Genomic DNA, 13,505 nt, shown 5'->3' on the forward strand with positions numbered 1-13,505 from the left:
CAGCTGATCGCAGGGCACTATCGCCTCGTCGAGCACGTCGGCAGCGGCGCCATGGGCGTCGTGTGGCGCGCGGTGGACGAGCGCCTCGAACGCGCGGTGGCGGTGAAGCAGATCCTCGCGCAGCCGGGGATGTCCGAAGCCGAGCGCAGCAGCATGCGCCAGCGCGCCATGCGCGAGGCCAAGAACGCCGCGCGGTTCCAGCACCCCAACGCCATCGTCGTGTTCGACGTCGCCGAGCAGGACGGCGATCCGTGCCTCGTCATGGAGTACCTGCCGTCCAAGAGCCTGTCCGCCGTGATCGCCGAGCAGGGCACCCTGCCGCTCGCGCAGGTCGCGAAGGTCGGCCAGCAGGTCGCGTCGGCGATCGTGGCGGCCCACCGCGCGGGCATCGTGCACCGGGACATCAAGCCCGCCAACATCCTCATCGACGAGCACGGCACCGCGAAGATCACCGACTTCGGGATCTCCCGCGCGGCCGGCGACCTCACGCTGACGCAGACGGGCCTCATCGGCGGCACCCCGGCGTACCTCGCGCCGGAGCTGGCGCGTGGTTCCGACCCGTCGCCCGCGTCCGACGTCTTCTCCCTCGGCGCCACCCTGTACCACGCGCTGGAGGGCCAGCCGCCGTACGGCAACAGCACCAACCAGCTCGCGCTGCTGTACACGGCGGCGAACGGGCAGGTGATCCCGCCGCGCCAGTCCGGCAAGGCGACCGCGCTGCTGATGAGCCTCCTGCGTGTCGAGCCGGAGGAGCGGCCGAGCATGGCCGAGGCGCGTGACAGGCTGGCCGCGCTCGCGGCGGGCGAGCCGGACGCCAAGGCGGGCACCAGGGTGTCGCCGCCGCTGTACTCGGCGGGCAGACAGCCGGCCGCGGTGCCCGCGGCCGAAGTCCCGCCCCCGCCCGCGCCCGTCGAGCGGCCGCCGTGGCAGCGCATCAACGCCGCCGTCGCGGCCCCGCCGCAGCAGCGTTCCCCGCGCAACCCGACGGCCGCGTTCATCCCGCCCGAGCGCCCCGCCGGGCAGAGCGGCTCCGCGCAGCAGGGGGCCACGAAGCGCCGCAACGTCATCATCGGCTCCGTCGCCGCGGCCATGGTGGTGCTCGGGGTGGTGCTGTTCTTCGTGCTCAACTCGGGCGACTCCGGCGGCGGCGCGTCCAACGCGCAGGGCGTCGGCGCCGGCACGGGCACGGCCTCGTCGGCGCCGTCGGCGAGCCGGTCCAGCTCGGTCGAGGCCGCGCCGGTGGGCCAGAGCTCCAACAGCGGCTCGGTGAACTACAGCCAGGCCGGTGACCTGGTGGACCGCTACCTCGACCAGATCGGCTCCGAGGGCGCGTGGGACCTGCTCACGCCGGGCGCGCAGGCGGTGTTCGGTTCGCTGCAGGGCTTCCAGTCCTACTGGGCCGAGCACAAGATCCAGTCGTACAGCGCGATCCGCGCCGAGGGCGGCACCAACGCCGACGGCTCGGTGGAGATGTACGTGACGGTCAACGGCAGCCGCATCCACTGGCGGGTGGTGAACACCTCCGCCGGGCTGCGCATCGACGCGAACACCCAGCTGGGGTGATGGCCTACCGTTGACGGTATGGCCGAGAGCGAGCGGAACAGGCGTTTCGAGGACGACCTGGTCGGGCTGGACCCGGAGGACCCCGAAGCGCAGGCGTTCGCCGCGCACCTGGACCGGATGCAGCGCTGCGAGCCGGGGTTCACGATCGAAGCCTCGCTGAGCCGGGTGGAGGACTTCGCCGAGTCGTCGAGCCGGGCCGGTGGCCTGCGCTGGTGGGTCGCCGCGACGATCGTGGTGCTGATCGTGCTGGGTGTGATCGTGGCCTCGTGGGACATCATCGTGCGGGCGATCCAGTGGCTCTCGGCCGGGTAACCTGGGAATCATGAAGCCTGTCACCGGAACCACCCCTCGCGTGGTCAAGTCGGAGCAGGAGTGGCGGGAGGAGCTGAGCCCGGAGGAGTTCGCCGTGCTCCGCCAGGCCGCCACCGAGCGCCCGTTCACCGGGGAGTACACCGACACCAAGACCGAGGGTGTCTACGAGTGCCGTGCCTGCGGGGCGGAGCTGTTCCGCAGCGACACGAAGTTCGAGAGCCACTGCGGCTGGCCGTCGTTCTTCGACCCGGCCGACTCCGACGCCGTTCTGATCCGCGAGGACCGTTCGCTGGGCATGGTCCGCCTGGAGGTGCTGTGCGCGTCCTGCCACAGCCACCTGGGCCATGTGTTCGAGGGCGAGGGCTACCCCACCCCGACCGACCAGCGGTACTGCATCAACTCCATCGCACTGCGCCTCACCCCGGCACAGTGAGTACCGGCCGGGCCGCCGTGCGCGCGGCGGCCCGGCACCCTCAGTTCCAGTCCGGCCGGTCCATCCCCGGCAGCCGCGACCCCGCCATTCCCAGCGGGGCGCCCGGCATCAGGACGTGCGTGATCCGCCCCCACGGGCTGTCCGTCTCCACCAGCAGGTCCGACGGGTCCAGCTCGTCCACGGCACCCTCCTCACGGCCCAGCGAGTCGAGCCAGTGGCCGGTGCGCGCCAGCGACAACCGCACCCGCCGGCTCCCGCCCTCAGTGGCCCCGCGGCGCAGCGCCGTCATGATCGCCGCCGCGGTGAGCCAGCCCGTGCCGTGGTCCAGCGCCTGCGCGGGCAGCGGTCGTGGCTCCTCACCGGCCGCGATACCCGACGCCATCTGCACCAGGCTGTCGAAACCGCGCCGCCCCGCCCACGGGCCCCGCCAGCCGTACGCGTCCAGCTCCGCGACCACGATCCCCGGCCGCGCCCGCGCCAGCCGCTCCGCCGAGAAACCCAGCCGCGCCAACGCGTCCGGCCGGTAGGACTGCAGGAACACGTCCGCCTCGGACACCAGCCGCCACAGCGTGTCGCGGCCCTCGGCCGTGCGCAGATCGACGTGCGCCGACCGCTTTCCCATCCCGAGGTCGACCACGAGCGGCCGCAGCACCGGCTGGTGCGCCGCGCTGATGTGCAGCACCTCCGCGCCGTGCGCGGCCAGCACCCGGCCCGCCGCGGGCCCGGCGATCACGTGCGTCAGCTCCAGCACGCGCACCCCGCCGAGCGGACGGTCCGATGTGGACAGTTCACGAACCGGTGCGGCGCCGAGAAAATCCCACTCCACCAACGGAGCGGCCGCCACCGCCTGCCCCTGCGGCGACGCGAGCCACTCGTCCGGCCGGCGCATCGCCGCCGCCGCACCGCCTGCCGCGACCACCGCTTCCTGCACGTCCCAAGCAGTCCGCGTCGCCACCGCTGCGGCCAGGTCCCGCGTGCCGAGCGCACGGCACGCCGCCTCCGCGTGATGCGGGTAGTTGCAGTGCAGCCGAACCCAGCCGTCCGCGGCCCGGTAGTCGCCGGAAAGCGGTTCCCACAGCGCCGCCGGCGGCTCCCCGTCGACGCGGACGTACCGCTCGCTGCGGAACACCGCCGCCGCGTGCCGGCGGTCGACCGACACCTCACCGGGATCGATCCCCTTGAGCCGCACCAGCTCCGCCGCCGCGAGCGTCGCCGCGGCGACGCTCTGCGCGGCCGCCTCGGTCACCCGGAACGGCCCCGGCAGGACGGACTCCGGGCCGGTCATCGCGACCGGCCGCGGCTCCTCGCCCGTGAGGGCCCGCCAGAGCCCGTCCACCTACGGCAGGGCGGCGATCAGCTCGGCCGGGGGCACGCGGGTGCCGGTGTAGAACGGGACCTCTTCACGCACGTGCCGCCGCGCCTCGCTGCCCCGCAGGTGGCGCATCAGGTCCACGATCCGGTGCAGCTCGTCGGCCTCGAAGGCGAGGATCCACTCGTAGTCACCGAGCGCGAACGACGCCACGGTGTTCGCTCGCACGTCCGGGTAGTCACGCGCCATCTTGCCGTGGTCGGCGAGCATCTTGCGCCGATCCTCGTCGGGCAGCAGGTACCACTCGTAGGAGCGCACGAACGGGTACACGCAGACGTACTTGCGAGCCTCCTCACCGGCCAGGAACGCCGGGACGTGGCTCTTGTTGAACTCCGCGGGCCGGTGCAGCGCGAACTGGCTCCACACCGGCGTCGACACCCGCCCGAGCGGCGTGCGGCGGAAGCCGGTGTAGGCGGCCTGCACCTGTTCGGCCTCCTCGGCGTGCCACCAGATCAGGAAGTCCGCGTCCGCGCGCAGCGCCGACACGTCGTACACGCCGCGCACGACCACGCCCTTGCCCTCCAGGGCGTCCAGGTACTCCGTGGTCTCCCGGGCCGCCTCGCCCCGGTCTTCGGGGAGCCTGCCCGGCTCGACCCGGAACACGGACCAAGCGGTGTAGCGGATGGTGTCGTTGAGCTCGTTGTAGTTCAGGCGCGCCATCTCTTCATGATGGCACTGACCCGCCGGGAAGCGGCCCCGAGGTGATGCGGCTCGCGGCCGCCGTGGCCGTGGCGATGCAGGCGGGCACGCCCACGCCGTGCAGGGCGGCACCCGCGACGGCGAGCCCCGGCACCCGCGCCACCTCCCGTTCGACGCGCGCCACGACGTCGAGGTGCCCGACGCCGTACTGCGGCAGGCCGCCGCCCCAGCGCATGACGTACGTGTCGAGCGGCTCGGCCGTCACGCCGGTCAGCTCCGCGAGATCGGCCCGCACGAGCCGGACCAGCTCCTCGTCGTCCGCCCGCAGCGCGCCCGGTTCGCCGAACCGGCCCACGGAACCACGCACGAACAACGCGCTGTCGCCGAAGTGCGGCCACTTGCGGCTGGAGAACGTGAACGCCTTCGACGCGAGCGGTTCCCCGGCGCTGATGAGCACCCCGGAGGCGTCCGGCACGGCCGCGTCCGGCGGCAGCGCCAGCGCGACCACGGCCATCGACGCGACCTCGACCGAGCCGAGCGCCGACGACGCCGCGGGCGCGACGTCTTCGAGCAGCCGCCGGGCGGCGGGCGCGGGCACGGCGAGCAGCACCGCGTCGACGTCCACGGCCTCGTCGACCAGCTCCAGCCGGAAACCGGCGGGCGTGCGCCGCAGCCCGCGGACGAGCGTGTTGAGCCGGACGTCCGGCTTCGCCAGCTCGACGAGCCGCTCCACCAGGGTGCCCAGCCCTCCGGCGAGCGTGCCGAACACCGGCGCGGCGCTCGGCGAGGCAGGCACCAGCGAGGCGGCGGCCTCGGTGAGCGACCGGGCGCCCTTCTCGATCGCGGAAGCCAGCGCCGGGACTGTCGCCCGCAGGCCGAGCCCGTCCGCCCCACCCGCGTACACGCCGCCGAGCAGCGGATCCACCAGCCGGTCCACGAGCTCGTCACCGAAGCGTTCGCGCAGCAGGGCGCCCAGCGCCACGTCACCGTCGAGCCGGACCGGCGGCAGCCCGGCCTCCGCCTCGACCCGGCGGCGCCCGTCCTCGGAGAGAACTCCGGCCACCGCTTCGGGCGAACCCGGAACACCCATCACGGTGCCGCCCGGCATGCCGACCTGCTGCCCGCCCGCGCGGATCGTGGAGCGGGCCCCGGTCGGATGGGTCAGCCGATCCCCCAGCCCGGTCTCCTTGGCGAGCGCGAGCGCCTCCGGGCGGCGCGCGAGGAACGCCTCCGCGCCCACGTCGTACGGCTGCCCGGCCAGCTCGATCGTCCGCAGCTTGCCGCCGAGGCGGTCGCCGGACTCGAACAGCGTGATCGTCGCCGCGGCACCGAGTTGCCCGCGCAGCCGGTACGCCGCCGTGGCGCCGGAGATCCCGCCGCCGATCACCGCGACGTGCATCACGGCTCCAGCGCGTGCACCAGCTCGACCACCCTGGTCAGCACCTCGGGGTCGGTCCCGGGCAGCACGCCGTGCCCCAGGTTGAAGATGTGCCCCGCCGCGGCGCGGCCCTCGGCGACGACGCGCCGCACCTCGGCCTCGATCACCGGCCACGAAGCGCCCAGCAGCGCCGGGTCGAGGTTGCCCTGCACGGCGGGCGCGGGCGAGCCGTCCGCCGTCAGCCGCCGCACGGCCTCGTCGAGCGGGATCCGCCAGTCGACGCCCACCACGTCGGCGCCCGCCTCGCGCATCGCGGTCAGCAACTCGCCGGTGCCGACGCCGAAGTGGATCCGCGGCACGTCGTACTCCGCCAGCCCGCCGAGCACCTTCGCCGAGTGCGGCAGCACGAACTCGCGGTACTCACGCAGCGACAGCGCACCGGCCCAGGAGTCGAACAGCTGCACCGCGTCCGCCCCGGCGTCCAGCTGGACGCGCAGGAACGTCAGCGCCATGGTCGCGAGCCGGTCGGCCAGCTCGTGCCACAGCCGCGGGTGCGAGCGCATGAGCGCCTTGGTGTGCTCGTAGTTGCGGCTCGGCCCGCCCTCGATGAGGTAGGACGCGAGCGTGAACGGCGCACCGGCGAACCCGATCAGCGGCGTGCCCCCGAGCCGCTCGACCAGCAGCCCCACGCCCTCGGCGACGGCCGCGACCTGCTCCGGTTCGAGCTCCGGCAGCGCCTTGACGTCGTCCGCCGTCCGCACCGGCGAGGCGAGGACAGGGCCGGTGCCGGGCACGATGTCGATCCCGACGCCCGCCGCGAACAGCGGGACGACGATGTCGCTGTACAGGATCGCCGCGTCGACCCCGTGGCGGCGCACGGGCTGCAGCGTGATCTCCGCGAGCATCTCGGGGTCGAAGCACGACTTGAGCATCGGCACGCCCTCGCGCAGCGCGCGGTACTCGGGCAGCGACCGGCCGGCCTGGCGCATGAACCACACCGGCACCCGCGAGGGACGGCCGCCGCGGGCAGCGACCAGCAGGGGCGCTCCGGACAGATCGCGCTGGGCCCGCCGGCGTGAGGGGGCAGAAGTAGACATCGTGTTCATGGTGCCACGCGGGCGGGCGGGGCCCTCCTTCGGCGCGTCTACGCCCCAGGCTCCTTGATCGGTCCTAGAGTCGGCTGAGTGACCGCGATGACGCATGCGCCCGAGCTCTTCCGTGAAGCCGTCGCGGCGCTGCAGGCCGTCCGGCCCCGGCCGGAGATGACCCTCGAGCCCGTGCGCGCTCCGCAGCGGCTGGCTCCGTGGGCGTACGCGCTCAGCTGCGAGACCACCGGACCCGCCGACGTGCCCGCCTCGGGCAGGCTGGTGCTGCTGCACGACCCCGACGGCCAGGAGAACTGGCACGGCGTGCTGCGGCTCGTCGTGTACGTGCGGGCGGAGCTGGATCGCGAGCTGGCCACCGATCCCTTCCTGCCCGCCGTGGGCTGGTCGTGGCTGACCGACGCGCTGGAGCACTCGGGTGCCGAGTGGACCGCGCTGGGCGGTACGGTCACCGAGACGTCGTCGGCCCGCTTCGGCGACATCTCCGGCCCCGCACGCACCGACGACCTCGAACTGCGGGCGTCGTGGACACCCACCGACGGCAACCTCGAACCGCACGGTGAGGCGTTCCTGCAGCTGATGTCCAGCGTCGCCGGCCTTCCCCCGGTCGGGGTCACCCTCTTCGGCCACCGCCAGAGCTCCTAGCCGGAGGCGACTTCCGCCGGTTGTCGCTCTACCGGGTGGTCGCACGCCCTCGCCGTCGGTGAGGGGACCCTTTACTGCGTTCTGATGAACCCTCTCCCCGGACGGGTCGAAGCCGGGTAACTTGGTGCCCGAGCAGATGCACGGTCCGTATGCACGCGCATCCGACGGCCTCCAACTGTGCTCTATCGTGTTCGCTCCGCAAGTCGTTAGCAACCGGCGGTGTATTAACCCGTTTGTGTTACAAGGACACCACTTAGTAACTACTCGATCGGGATAGATACCCGTTCGATCCCCCCGCTCAGCCCTTGAGACGGCTAGAGTGCTCCTTCGACGACACCACTTTCGGTCTAAGGCTGGCGCGGCTGATTGGCCGAAAGTCCCGGTGCCGGTCGGGGGGCACGACCGACTCCAGGGAGGTAGTGACGTGGCTGCCGTCGGCTTATCTCAGGCCGTCAGATCCACGCCAGCCGGTGCTTTGCCGGCGAGCATGGTTCCGCACCCGCGGGAAGAGCTGTTTTCCGTGCTGGTGGTCGATGACCACCCGTTGCTGAGGGAGGCTATTGCCGCACGACTCGCTCAGATGGGAGCGGGCACCGTACACGAGGCTGCCACGGTAGCCGAGGCCAGAGCGCGTGCGAGCGCGACAGGTCCCTGTGACCTGGCGATTCTCGACCTCGGGCTGCCCGATGGTTCGGGCATCGAGCTGGTCACGGAGCTCCGCAACCACGGCTGGCCGCGCATCGTCGTACTGGCGTCCTCGGACGACCCGTACGCCGTGCGGTCGGCGTTCCAGGCGGGCGCCCAGGCGTACCTGCTGAAGTCGGCGTCACCCATGGTGGTGACGGACGGCGTCCGGCGGGTGCTCGAGGGCGGCGTGTACGCGGACCCGAGTGTTGCTCCGGTGCTGGCCACCGGCACGCGGGTTCCCGGCACGGACAACACACCGCGGGAACTGTCCGCGCGCGAGGTGGAGGTTCTCCAGCTCGTGGCGGACGGTCAGTCCAACAAGGAGATCGGCGAGGAGCTCAGCCTCTCCGCGCTCACCGTCAAGTCGCACCTGTCGCGGATCGGGCGCAAGCTCGGCACCGGTGACCGGGCGCAGATGGTGGCGCTGGCGATGCGCGCGGGCGTCATCCGCTGACCTCAGATGAACGCTCTGCGGGACGGGTCCACCAGGCGCGGTCGGCCCGTCCCGTAGGGTGGAAAGCTGTGGAAACCGCAGATCACGACCCGGAGACCGCTGAACCGATCCTGTTGCAGGAGCCGGCGGACGGAACTCCACCCGTGATCTCCGACCCGGTCGAGCTGGCCAGGGCGTGCGAAAAGCTCGCCGCGGGCACCGGCGCGATCGCGGTCGACACCGAACGAGCTTCGGGCTACCGGTACTGGCCCAAGGCCTACCTGGTGCAGCTGCGCCGGGAAGGCGCGGGCACGCTGCTGGTGGACCCGATCGCGCTGGACGGCGAGCTCGAACCGCTGCGGCAGGCGATCAACGGCGAGGAATGGGTGCTGCACGCCGCCTCGCAGGACCTGCCGTGCCTGGCCGAGCTGGGCCTGGCTCCGGCGAGCCTGTTCGACACCGAGCTGGCCGGGCGCCTGGCGGGCCACGAGCGGGTCGCGCTCGGCACGCTTGTCGAGAAGCTGCTGGGCTACCGGCTGGAGAAGGGGCACAGCGCCGCGGACTGGTCGAAGCGGCCGCTGCCCGTGGACTGGCTGAACTACGCCGCCCTCGACGTCGAGCTGCTCGTCCCACTGCGGGAGAAGCTCGAAGCCGAGCTGGCCGCGCAGGGGAAGCTGGAGTGGGCGCGGCAGGAGTTCGAGGCTGTCCGGACGGCGGCCCCGCCCGCGCCGCGCCACGAACCGTGGCGGCGCACGTCCGGCATCCACAAGGTCCGCACCGCACGAGGGCTCGCGGCGGTCCGCGCCCTGTGGGAGGCGCGCGACGAGCTGGCCCGCAAGCGCGACCGCGCGCCCAGCCGGGTGCTGCCGGACAGCGCGATCATCAACGCGGTGCTGTCGGAGCCCAAGAACGTCGCCGAGCTGCAGGCGCTGCCCGTGTTCGGCGGCCGCGTGCAGCGGCGGTACACGGGGAACTGGTTCCGGCACCTGCAGACCGCGCGGGGCCTGCCGCGCGAGCAGCTGCCGAACCCGTCCCAGCCGAACGACGGGCCGCCCCCGGCCAACCGCTGGGCCGACAAGGACCCGGACGCGGCGGCCCGCCTCGCCGCGGCGCGCGCCGCGCTCAACGCGATCGCGGAGCACCACGGGCTGCCGGTGGAGAACCTCCTGCTGCCCGACCTGCTGCGCCGCACCTGCTGGCGCCCGCCCGCGGACCGCTCGCCGGAGGGCGTCGCCGAGGCGTTGCGCGCCGGTGGGGCGCGGCCCTGGCAGATCGAGCTGACCGCCGGGAAGCTGTCGGAGGCGTTGCAGAAGACGGCGGGGAAGTAGCCGCTGCCGGGGGCGGCTTCCGCTCCGGAAACAGTCGCTTCGAGCGTGCGCGGCGGCGTGGAAGTGGCGTGACCCACTCGACCGGGCCACGCCACTGGTTACCCACGGGTAACAAGGGCTATGGTGCGGGAGTACATCTTCCTTTTTCCGTGAGGAGCAACCGTGGCCGCAACACCCCTGGCGCCGTCTGCGCGGGCGGTGCGCACCGTGGCCTTCGTCGACGGGGTCCGCACCCCGTTCGGCAAGGCGGGCGACAAGGGCATCTACGCCAACACCCGGGCCGACGACCTCGTGGTCAAGGTCATCCGCGAGCTGCTGCGCCGGCACCCCGAGCTGCCGCCCGAGCGCGTCGACGACGTCGCCATCGCCGCCACCACCCAGACCGGTGACCAGGGCCTGACCATCGGCCGCACCGCGGCGCTGCTGGCCGGCCTGCCCAAGTCCGTCCCCGGCTTCGCGATCGACCGCATGTGCGCCGGCGCGATGACCGCGGTGACCTCCGTCGCGGGTGGCATCGGCTTCGGCGCCTACGACATCGCGATCGCGGGTGGCGTCGAGCACATGGGCCGCCACCCGATGGGCGAGGGCGTCGACCCGAACCCGCGCATCGTCGCCGACAAGCTGGTCGACCCGACCGCGCTGGTCATGGGCCAGACGGCCGAGAACGTGCACGACCGCTTCCCGGCGATCACCAAGCAGCGCACCGACGAGTATGCCGCGCAGAGCCAGGAGCGCTACGCCGACGCGGTCAAGGCGGGCAAGATCGGCCCCGAGCTGGTGCCCGTCGCGATCCGCAACCCGGAGCTGGGCTGGGGCCTGGCCACCGAGGACGAGCCGCCGCGCCCCGGCACCACCGTCGAGCAGCTGGCGAAGCTCAAGACCCCGTTCCGCCCGCACGGCCGCGTCACCGCGGGCAACGCCGCGGGCCTCAACGACGGCGCGACCGGCGCGATTCTCGCCGACGAGGACACCGCCCGCGAGCTGGGCCTGCCCGTCGGCATGCGGCTGGTCGGCTACTCCTTCGCGGGCGTCGAGCCCGAGGTGATGGGCATCGGCCCGGTGCCCGCCACCGAGAAGCTGCTCGCGCGCACCGGACTGTCCATCGAGGACATCGGGCTGTTCGAGATCAACGAGGCGTTCGCCGTGCAGGTGCTCGCCTTCCTCGACCACTTCGGCCTCGACGCCACGAGCGAGCGCGTGAACCCGTGGGGCGGCGCGATCGCCTGCGGGCACCCGCTGGCGTCCTCCGGCGTGCGGCTGATGACGCAGCTGTCGCGCCAGTTCGCCGAACACCCCGAGGTCCGCTACGGCCTCACCACGATGTGCATCGGCATCGGCATGGGTGGTTCCGTGCTGTGGGAGAACCCGAACTACGACGGGAGCGACAAGTGACCTTCACGGTTGAGCAGGCACAGGCCGCCTTCCCGGACGAGGTGGTGACGAAGGCCGTCACGCGCCTGGTGCGCGTACCTGGGCTGGACAAGCCGGTCGCGCTGGTCACCCTCGACAACGGCCACGACCACACCCGGCCGTCGACGTTCGGGCCGCAGGGCCTGGTGAGCCTCAACGCGGCGCTGGACGAGGCGTTCGCCGCCGAGCCCGCCGCGATCGCCGTCACCGGCAAGCCGTTCATCTTCGCCGTCGGCGCGGACCTGTCCGGCGTCGAGGCGATCTCCGACCCGTCGCTGGCGCGTGAGATCGCCGAGACCGGGCACACCGTGTTCCGCCGCCTGACCGACTCGAAGATCCCGACCTTCGCGTTCGTCAACGGCGCGGTGATGGGCGGCGGGCTGGAGCTGGCCCTGTCGTGCCACTACCGCACGCTGTCGGAGAACACCGCCGCCATCGCGTTCCCCGAGGTGTTCCTCGGCCTGTTCCCGGGCTGGGGCGGCACGCAGCTGCTGCCGAACCTCATCGGCGCGGACGCCGCGGTCACGGTGATCATCGAGAACGCCTTGAACCAGAACAAGATGCTGAACGTCGCGAAGGCGGCGGAGCTGGGCATCGTGGACGAGGTCCTGGGTTCGGCGGACTACCTGGAGCAGTCGCTGCTGTGGCTGGCGAAGGTCGTCAACGGCGAGATCACCGTGCAGCGGCGCGAGATCGACCGCGGCGAGGCGTGGGACAACGCGATCGCGCGTGCTCGGTCCATTGTGGACGGAAAGACGCACGGCGCGTCCCCTGGTGCGACGAAGGCCGTGGAACTGCTGGCACTGGCGAAGAACAACGACCTCGGCGCGGGTTACGCGGCCGAGACCGACGGGCTCGCCGAGCTGCTGATGAGCGACACGCTCCGCGCGGGGCTGTACTCGTTCAACCTCGTCAACAAGCGCGCGAAGCGGCCGGCCGGTGCGCCGGACAAGTCGCTGGCGCGCAAGGTGGGCAAGGTCGGCGTGGTCGGCGCGGGCCTGATGGCGTCGCAGCTGGCGCTGCTGTTCGTGCGGCGGCTCAAGGTGCCGGTGGTGCTCACCGACGTGGACCAGGCGCGCATCGACAAGGGTGTGTCCTATGTGCACGGTGAGATCGACAAACTCCTCGGCAAGAAGCGGGTTTCTCCGGACGAGGCGAACCGACTGAAGGCGCTGGTGTCCGGCTCGCTGGACAAGGCGGCGTTCGCGGACGCGGACTTCGTGATCGAGGCCGTGTTCGAGGAGATGGGCGTCAAGCAGCAGGTGTTCGGCGAGCTGGAGCAGTACGTCTCGCCCGAAGCCATCCTGGCCACCAACACGTCCTCGCTGTCGGTCAGCGAGATGGCGTCGAAGCTGGCGCACCCGGAACGGGTCGTCGGTTTCCACTTCTTCAACCCGGTGGCCGTGCTGCCGCTGCTGGAGATCGTGCGCGGCAAGCGGACGGACGACGCGTCGCTGGCGACGGCGTTCGCGCTGGGCAAGCAGCTGAAGAAGTCCAGTGTGCTGGTGAAGGACGCGCCGGCGTTCGTCGTGAACCGGCTGCTGCTGCGCTTCCTCGGCGAGGTGCTGACGGCGATCGACGAGGGCACGCCGTTCGACGTGGCCGACCACGCGCTCGACCCGCTGGGCCTGCCGATGTCGCCGCTGGTGCTGACGCAGCTCGTGGGCCCGGCGATCGCGCTGCACGTGGGCGAGACGCTGCACGCGGCGTTCCCCGACCGGTTCGGCGTGAGCGAGAACCTCAAGCGGTTCGTCGACTCCGGCAAGACCGCGGTGTGGCAGTGGGATTCGACGGGGCAGCAGACCGTGGACCCGGAGGTTTCGGCGCTCTGGCAGCAGGGTGACAAGCCGTCCACCGAGGAGGAGGTGCGCGAGCGCGCGCTGTCGGCGATCGCCGAGGAGATCCGCATCATGCTCGACGAGGGCGTGGTCGCGGAGGCGCAGGACATCGACCTGTGCCTGATCCTCGGCGCGGGCTGGCCGTTCTGGCTCGGCGGCATCACGCCGTACCTGGACCGCACGGGCATCTCGACGAAGGTGAACGGCAAGCCGTTCCTGGCGCCGGGCGTGGCGTCGGTCCCGGCGTAGTCCCCGGGCGACAGCGGAAGGCCACCCCCACGGTTGGTTGCGGGGGTGGCCTTTTCGCTGCTCAGCGGCGGCGCTCCCACGGGTCTTCCGGGTAGTCGGGGCCGAAGATCTCGTCGTC

12 protein-coding genes are annotated in these 13,505 nt (G+C 72.3%); 8 read left to right on the forward strand and 4 right to left on the reverse strand.

The window, feature by feature from the left end:
• Positions 1-3 precede the first annotated feature (3 nt).
• The 3 genes from FHX82_RS30345 to msrB are packed head-to-tail and all read left to right on the forward strand — an operon-like array spanning position 4 to position 2,308.
• The gene (locus FHX82_RS30345) at positions 4-1,563 is read left to right on the forward strand and encodes a serine/threonine-protein kinase (RefSeq protein WP_145936263.1); all 1,560 of its coding nucleotides are present in this window, start codon (positions 4-6) and stop codon (positions 1,561-1,563) included.
• Positions 1,564-1,581: 18 nt separating this feature from the next.
• Positions 1,582-1,875 carry a hypothetical protein gene (locus tag FHX82_RS30350; RefSeq protein WP_145936264.1) on the forward strand — a complete coding sequence of 98 codons (294 nt, stop codon included), beginning with the start codon at positions 1,582-1,584 and terminating at the stop codon, positions 1,873-1,875.
• Between the two features lie 10 nt (positions 1,876-1,885).
• A complete protein-coding gene (gene msrB, locus FHX82_RS30355; RefSeq protein WP_145936265.1) occupies positions 1,886-2,308 on the forward strand; it encodes a peptide-methionine (R)-S-oxide reductase MsrB in 423 nt (140 codons plus the stop codon).
• Positions 2,309-2,348: 40 nt separating this feature from the next.
• On the opposite strand, the gene FHX82_RS30360 is transcribed toward msrB, so the two are convergent.
• Genes FHX82_RS30360 through hemE form a run of 4 tightly spaced genes read right to left on the reverse strand, consistent with a single transcriptional unit; the run spans position 2,349 to position 6,791 of the window.
• Complete coding sequence (locus tag FHX82_RS30360; protein WP_145936309.1) at positions 2,349-3,593, reverse strand: CoA transferase; 1,245 nt, start codon at positions 3,591-3,593, stop codon at positions 2,349-2,351.
• A gap of 51 nt (positions 3,594-3,644) precedes the next feature.
• On the reverse strand, positions 3,645-4,337 hold the full coding sequence (hemQ, locus tag FHX82_RS30365) for a hydrogen peroxide-dependent heme synthase (RefSeq protein WP_145936266.1): 693 nt from the start codon (positions 4,335-4,337) through the stop codon (positions 3,645-3,647).
• Between the two features lie 4 nt (positions 4,338-4,341).
• On the reverse strand, positions 4,342-5,715 hold the full coding sequence (hemG, locus tag FHX82_RS30370; protein ID WP_183176920.1) for a protoporphyrinogen oxidase: 1,374 nt from the start codon (positions 5,713-5,715) through the stop codon (positions 4,342-4,344).
• The gene (gene hemE / locus FHX82_RS30375) at positions 5,715-6,791 is read right to left on the reverse strand and encodes a uroporphyrinogen decarboxylase (RefSeq protein WP_145936268.1); all 1,077 of its coding nucleotides are present in this window, start codon (positions 6,789-6,791) and stop codon (positions 5,715-5,717) included. Before hemE ends, hemG begins: the two co-directional genes overlap by 1 nt.
• An 87-nt stretch (positions 6,792-6,878) precedes the next feature.
• Here hemE and FHX82_RS30380 point away from each other — a divergent pair, with 87 nt between their 5' ends.
• The 5 genes from FHX82_RS30380 (at position 6,879) to FHX82_RS30400 (ending at position 13,387) form a co-directional block, all read left to right on the forward strand.
• A complete protein-coding gene (locus tag FHX82_RS30380) occupies positions 6,879-7,442 on the forward strand; it encodes a DUF3000 domain-containing protein (RefSeq protein WP_183176921.1) in 564 nt (187 codons plus the stop codon).
• 424 nt (positions 7,443-7,866) lie between these two features.
• Positions 7,867-8,583 carry a response regulator gene (locus FHX82_RS30385; protein ID WP_091510303.1) on the forward strand — a complete coding sequence of 239 codons (717 nt, stop codon included), beginning with the start codon at positions 7,867-7,869 and terminating at the stop codon, positions 8,581-8,583.
• 68 nt (positions 8,584-8,651) lie between these two features.
• Positions 8,652-9,890 carry a ribonuclease D gene (locus FHX82_RS30390; RefSeq protein WP_145936269.1) on the forward strand — a complete coding sequence of 413 codons (1,239 nt, stop codon included), beginning with the start codon at positions 8,652-8,654 and terminating at the stop codon, positions 9,888-9,890.
• A gap of 198 nt (positions 9,891-10,088) precedes the next feature.
• A complete protein-coding gene (locus FHX82_RS30395; RefSeq protein WP_145936311.1) occupies positions 10,089-11,282 on the forward strand; it encodes a thiolase family protein in 1,194 nt (397 codons plus the stop codon).
• Positions 11,279-13,387 carry a 3-hydroxyacyl-CoA dehydrogenase NAD-binding domain-containing protein gene (locus tag FHX82_RS30400; RefSeq protein WP_145936270.1) on the forward strand — a complete coding sequence of 703 codons (2,109 nt, stop codon included), beginning with the start codon at positions 11,279-11,281 and terminating at the stop codon, positions 13,385-13,387. Before FHX82_RS30395 ends, FHX82_RS30400 begins: the two co-directional genes overlap by 4 nt.
• Positions 13,388-13,505 lie beyond the last annotated feature (118 nt).

The sequence above is a fragment of the Amycolatopsis bartoniae genome (assembly GCF_014191255.1).
In the GTDB taxonomy this organism is placed as follows: domain Bacteria; phylum Actinomycetota; class Actinomycetes; order Mycobacteriales; family Pseudonocardiaceae; genus Amycolatopsis_E; species Amycolatopsis_E bartoniae.